This window comes from Flavobacterium sp. (assembly GCF_044371705.1).
In the GTDB taxonomy this organism is placed as follows: Bacteria; Bacteroidota; Bacteroidia; order Flavobacteriales; family Flavobacteriaceae; genus Flavobacterium.
On the sequence record NZ_JBILTE010000167.1, the window covers coordinates 1 to 5,576 of the forward strand.

The 5,576-nt window shown below is 33.2% G+C and carries 6 protein-coding genes and 1 pseudogene; 3 read left to right on the forward strand and 4 right to left on the reverse strand.

Annotation, left to right across the window (positions count from 1 at the left end; translation table 11 throughout):
- The 3 genes from ACIQ2S_RS10645 to ACIQ2S_RS10655 all read right to left on the reverse strand — a co-directional run.
- Nucleotides 1-1,290 (reverse strand): TolC family protein (locus ACIQ2S_RS10645; RefSeq protein ID WP_396175783.1); only part of this gene is annotated, 1,290 nt, incomplete at its 3' end.
- 15 nt (nucleotides 1,291-1,305) lie between these two features.
- Nucleotides 1,306-1,905, reverse strand: coding sequence for a TetR/AcrR family transcriptional regulator (locus ACIQ2S_RS10650; RefSeq protein ID WP_396175785.1), 600 nt, complete (start codon nucleotides 1,903-1,905; stop codon nucleotides 1,306-1,308).
- Between the two features lie 2 nt (nucleotides 1,906-1,907).
- Complete coding sequence (locus tag ACIQ2S_RS10655; RefSeq protein WP_396175787.1) at nucleotides 1,908-2,429, reverse strand: YceI family protein; 522 nt, start codon at nucleotides 2,427-2,429, stop codon at nucleotides 1,908-1,910.
- Nucleotides 2,430-2,646: 217 nt separating this feature from the next.
- Here ACIQ2S_RS10655 and ACIQ2S_RS10660 point away from each other — a divergent pair, with 217 nt between their 5' ends.
- Nucleotides 2,647-3,621 carry a polyprenyl synthetase family protein gene (locus ACIQ2S_RS10660; protein ID WP_396175789.1) on the forward strand — a complete coding sequence of 325 codons (975 nt, stop codon included), beginning with the start codon at nucleotides 2,647-2,649 and terminating at the stop codon, nucleotides 3,619-3,621.
- 62 nt (nucleotides 3,622-3,683) lie between these two features.
- Nucleotides 3,684-4,034, forward strand: coding sequence for a hypothetical protein (locus ACIQ2S_RS10665; RefSeq protein ID WP_396175791.1), 351 nt, complete (start codon nucleotides 3,684-3,686; stop codon nucleotides 4,032-4,034).
- Here ACIQ2S_RS10665 and ACIQ2S_RS10670 read toward each other — a convergent pair.
- The gene (locus ACIQ2S_RS10670) at nucleotides 4,018-4,527 is read right to left on the reverse strand and encodes a hypothetical protein (protein ID WP_396175793.1); all 510 of its coding nucleotides are present in this window, start codon (nucleotides 4,525-4,527) and stop codon (nucleotides 4,018-4,020) included. The genes ACIQ2S_RS10665 and ACIQ2S_RS10670 overlap by 17 nt on opposite strands.
- Before the next feature lie 136 nt (nucleotides 4,528-4,663).
- Here ACIQ2S_RS10670 and ACIQ2S_RS10675 point away from each other — a divergent pair.
- Nucleotides 4,664-5,576: pseudogene (locus ACIQ2S_RS10675) on the forward strand (2-oxoglutarate dehydrogenase E1 component); the annotation flags it as partial.

Genomic DNA, 5,576 nt, shown 5'->3' on the forward strand with positions numbered 1-5,576 from the left:
TACCATTGCTTGCAAATAATCTTGTTGAGCGGTGTATAATTGTCTCTGTGCCTCTGTAAATTCAAAACTCGAAGAAAGTCCCTCGGTGAATTTTACATTTTGTTTCTTTTCGATACGTTCTGCCAACGTTAAGTTTTGTTTGGAACTGAAATATTGTTCTACATCAAAATCAAATTTGCTTTTAGCTGTTAAGTATTCTAGTTTCAAACGTTGCTCTGTTTCTGTTAGCTCCGTTTTTGCTTGTTCTAAAGCAATCTTCGCTTGTTGTGTGCGAGCATTTCTGCCAAATCCACTGAAAATAGGAATGTTTAAATTCAATCCTAGGTTGGAATAATCCAACCAATTATCAGCATTGGTAAAAGTGCTGAAATCTTCGCCAAATGCATTATAGCCATAATTTAAGGAGGCTCCTAGTGAGGGTAAATATCTACTTTTTTCTAATTTTAATTCCAAGTTTCGTTGATCAACAAAATTGGTCATTAAAGTATAATCAATATTCTGTTCCACATTAAATTCGGGATTGGTAAGGGCCAAATCAAGATTTAAAGCAGTTAGTGATTTTAGGTCATCAGTCAATACTAATTCATCGTCTAATTCAATGCCCAAATTTATTTTCAGCATATTTTCAGCAATATCTCTCAAACGTATACTGTAATTTAAATTACTTTTTAAGGTAGTCAATCGAATGTTTAATTGCTCTACATTTTCCTCTTCAGTTAAACCATTCTTGAACGTTTGTTCGGTTTCAAATAGTGTTTTTTCAACTGATTTTATATTGCTTTTCAGAATGTCGATTGATTCTTCTGAAAGCAAAACATTACCGTACGAATTGATAATCATTTCTTTGATTTCCAAATCAGTTTTTGTTTTTGATTTTTCATAAAAATCCAAATACGTTTTTGATGCTTGCAATGCAACGATATAGGAACCGTCAAAAATTAACTGATTTAACGAAGCTCGAGCGTTCATGTTTTGTTTCGTTCCAAAAGCAACTTCAACAAATTCCCCAGGATTTCCTCCAAAAAATTCGGCAGGAACAACCGATTTTTGAATGACAAAATTGTTCTGAAAATCGACTGTTGCATTAATTTGAGGCAATCCTAAAGCAGTTGCTTCCAATTTCTTTTGGCGAGCCGATTGCACGTCTCTGCCGGAATTAATTGATTGGTAGTTGTTTTCAATAGCATGTTCAATAGCTTGTTGCAGCGAAAAAGAATAACTTTTCTTGGAGGTTTCCTGAGCTTGTATTCCCACACAAAACAACAGGAGAAAGAGTGTAAATTTATTCATATAAGTGATTGATGATTAGGATGATTTGTATAATTGTAATTGTTTTTCTAATTCTGTAATGCCTTTGGGAGTTGCTAATGCACGCGTATGATATTCTAATGCTTGAAATTCGAGTTCCTGTGATTCTTTTTCTAAAACAGTATTTTCATTAATGCTAAAGATTAAGATGTAATAGAATTTTGCGTAGGTTTCTACATTTACATCGCTTCTGTATAAATCTTGAGCTATTCCTTTTTCAATATTTTGATGAAAAAACCAATTACATTCTTCCAACTGCTTGCTCATTACATTTTCATAAATTTCAGGGTAATGCTTTTTAAGTTGATAAATGGGAGAAGTATCGGTAGAATTAAACATATCTTTAAACATTCTTCTAACAGTAAAATTTTCTTCAATAGCGTTTAGACCTTGAGAAGCTATTTTTTGAATCGTTTCGTGCACTTGCTTGTGGACATTAGTTACTGTTTCATCAATAAGCACCTCTTTATTACAGAAATACTTATAGATAGTTTTTTTAGAAATACACATTTCACCGGCAATGTCGTCCATCGTAATGCTCTTAAAACCTAGTCTAAGAAACAAGTCGGTTGCTTTTGCAATTATTTTCTCCTTCATATTTATGCGGAAAATTCCAAAGTAGCAATTAGTTTAATACTTTTTCCTCTTGATAAGTAGCCGCTGTTGTTGAAGGCATTAAATGCTAATCCAAAATCTTTCCGATTAATGTCTCCTGAAATTTCAAAAGCTGCTTTTTGTTTACCATTGTATGCTTTAAAGCCTATAAATTCCGCATCCAATTCAACCACTCTGGTAATGTTGCGAATGGTTAAATTTCCTTTTAAAAAATGTATATTTTTAGTCACTTTTTCAAATGAAGTCGATTTAAAACTAATAATGGGCGATTCATTAACATCCAAGAAATCATTCAAACGCAACGAAGGTTTATTTGATTCTTGGTGGGTTGCATTATTGGTAACATCTAATGAAAACTCTACCGAGGCTTCTTCAATTTCATTGTCTTTCATAGCCACATATCCGTTGAATTTATTAGGAGTTCCAGCCATATAAGCAACAATAGAATGTTTCATTTTCATCAAAATATCAGATTGATTGGAATCTATTATCCACTTTGTTTTCATAATTATTGTATTTAACTTGTTAGTCAACCATCTTAAAGAGGTTAAATAGTTTTTAAAAAGTGAGCAAATGTATGTAGGAAACTTTTAACACCAAAATAGTTTCCTAAGTATTTACACAAATTTAACATATGTTTGCCGCCTAATAGTTCTTGCGATTTCGACATTCGCTTTTTTTTGGTTTTCTTTGTCTTTTAAAATTCAATTACACACGATGAACATGCAGACTATTCAAGCTTATCAAGATTTTTTTTTAAAATATCTTCAGCAACAACATTTTTTACGCGATCCTAAAAATTTGTACGAGCCGATAGATTACATTTTAGGTTTGGGAGGTAAGCGAATGCGACCAGTCTTGACATTAATGGCGGCAGAAGTATTTGATGTGAGTTTTGAAAAAGCGTTACCTGCGGCAACAGCAGTAGAAGTCTTTCATAATTTCTCGTTGGTTCATGACGATATTATGGATGATGCTCCCTTGCGAAGAGGCAAAGTAACAGTACATGAAAAGTGGAATTTGAATACAGGCATTTTATCCGGTGATGCCATGTTGATTTTAGCGTATCAGTATTTTGAGAATTACGAACCGGCTATTTTTAAAGAATTAGCCAAATTATTTAGTAAAACAGCACTGGAAGTCTGCGAAGGACAACAATACGACGTTGATTTTGAAACCAGAGAAGATGTTACAATTCCCGATTATTTAAAAATGATCGAATATAAAACTGCAGTTTTAGTAGGTGCTGCGATGAAAATGGGAGCCATTATTGCTCAAACTTCGAAAGAAAATGCTGATTTGATTTATGATTTCGGGTTGAATTTGGGCATTGCTTTTCAGTTACAAGACGATTACTTAGATTGTTTTGGTGACCCTTCAACTTTTGGAAAACAAGTGGGTGGTGACATTATTGAAAATAAAAAAACGTATTTATACCTCAAAGCAATGGAATTTGCCAAATCAGATGAACGTGAACAATTATTGCACTTATATTCCATTCAACCGGAAGATAATTCTGATAAAATTGATTCGGTTAAGGAATTTTTTATACATACCGGAGCCTCAAAAGCAACTCAAAAAGCGATAGAAGATTATACATCCAAAGCATTTGAAACGTTAGAGCGGATGCAAATTGCTGTCGATAAAAAAATGGTATTAAGAGCCTTTGGTGAACAGTTAATGAAGCGTAATGTATAAAAATAGTATTGGGTAAACGGCAAGTAAAATCAACAATCGTCAATCAATAATAAGCAATCTTAATGTATCCAATTCCCAAATCAACCGATCACCTTTTAACCGAAGCTGAAAAAGAAAACCTCTACATTAAATTAATTGAGCAACTCAATAAGGATTTTAATTTTGCCAATGAATCAATTGACATCCCTTTAAGTACGGTTCCAAATGAACTTAAAATTCAGTTGCATGAAAAAGTATACCGCCTTATTCAATATAAATTTGCAGAGTATTTGAATCTCCTTTATATCATTGATGTTTCAGAAAGTGAAGTTAAAAAATTAGATGGTTCAGACATTTCAGAACTCGCCGAACAAGTGGCCTTTTTAATTTTAAAAAGAGAATGGCAGAAAGTTTGGTTTAGAAATAAAATCTAACAAACGGCAACCAAGGTTCCGAATAAATTTTGTCGCTGTCATGAAGCACATTGTAACGAATACCCACCGTTACATTTCTTGAATAATAACCAGCTCCTAAATACAATCCGGTATTCCAAAAATTATCTTCATAAGTAGACGGAAATTCGTTCGTTACATTGTAACGCAATTGTTCTAATTCTAACGAAAGTTGAAGAAAATCAATGGGATTAGATAAAGCAATCAAAGAACCTCCATAAATCCAGGATTCATAGAAATTTTTCTCTTGAGCATAACTTCCACGTAAGCCAACACCCAAACTAAAGTAACGGTTAAAATCATAAATAGCACTTGGAGCTAAAGTGATTTCAGTATAGTTGTTGCCAAAATTTAATCCCACGGCACCACCAAATCGAACATGTGACCAAAATTCATTCTTGGCGGTTGCATCTGCTTGTGCTCTCACATTTGCGAAACACAAAAGCATAAACATAAGAAAACATATTTTATTCATTTTTTGAAAGTAATTCATAACTATAGGTTATTAGCAGTTAAAAATATAAAAGTATGTAAAAATAATAAAAAGATTATTTCAATTATTGTACTTTTGCAAAACTATTTTTAACAAATAAGGTATATTACTACTAATTATGGATAGGTTTTCCTTTTTAAACGCTGCACACACTCAATTTTTTGCTGATTTATATGAACAATATTCCGTTAATCCGGACACTGTTGAACCAAGTTGGAGAGCCTTTTTTCAAGGTTTTGATTTTGGCATGGAAACATCAAATGAGGAGCTTGCTGTTGCTCAATTAGCCGATTTTTCAGCTGGTAATCAAGAGTACAATTTGGTATCCGATAAGTTGCAAAAAGAATTCAATGTTCTAAAATTAATAGACGCTTATAGAACACGTGGCCACCTATTTACCAAAACCAATCCGGTGCGTGACAGAAGAACTTATGCTCCTACCCTAGCGTTAGAAAATTTCGGATTATCAGCTTCTGATTTAGATACTGTTTTTGATGCAGCAAAAGTGTTAGGTCACCAGCCTTTAACTTTAAAGGAAATTGTTAAACATTTAGACAATGTCTATTGTCAATCTATTGGAGTGGAGTATATGTATATTCGAACGCCTGAAATTATTGAGTGGATTCAAAATCGTTTGAACATCAATGATAATTTGCCAAATTTTTCTACAGATGAAAAGAAACACATTTTAGGCAAATTAAATGAAGCGGTTTCTTTTGAGAACTTTTTGCACACAAAATATGTGGGTCAAAAGCGATTTTCATTAGAAGGTGGTGAAAGTATCATTCCTGCTTTAGACGCATTAATTGAAACGGCCGCTGAAAGAGGTGTGGAGCAATTTGTGATGGGTATGGCACACCGTGGGCGTTTGAATATATTGGCCAATATTTTTGGGAAAGAAACCCAAGACATTTTCTCAGAATTTGACGGGAAAGATTACGACAAAGAATATTTTGACGGAGACGTTAAATACCATTTAGGTTTAACGGCTGACAGAAAAACAAAATCAGGAAAAAATATCAACATTAATT

Bases quoted from the DNA above. Each gene is read 5' to 3' on its own strand.
- ACIQ2S_RS10650 (WP_396175785.1), bottom strand. From the start codon at position 1,905: ATGAAGGAGAAAATAATTGCAAAAGCAACCGACTTGTTTCTTAGACTA.
- ACIQ2S_RS10670 (WP_396175793.1), bottom strand. From the start codon at position 4,527: ATGAATAAAATATGTTTTCTTATGTTTATGCTTTTGTGTTTCGCAAAT.
- ACIQ2S_RS10655 (WP_396175787.1), bottom strand. From the start codon at position 2,429: ATGAAAACAAAGTGGATAATAGATTCCAATCAATCTGATATTTTGATG.
- ACIQ2S_RS10665 (WP_396175791.1), top strand. From the start codon at position 3,684: ATGTATCCAATTCCCAAATCAACCGATCACCTTTTAACCGAAGCTGAA.
- ACIQ2S_RS10660 (WP_396175789.1), top strand. From the start codon at position 2,647: ATGCAGACTATTCAAGCTTATCAAGATTTTTTTTTAAAATATCTTCAG.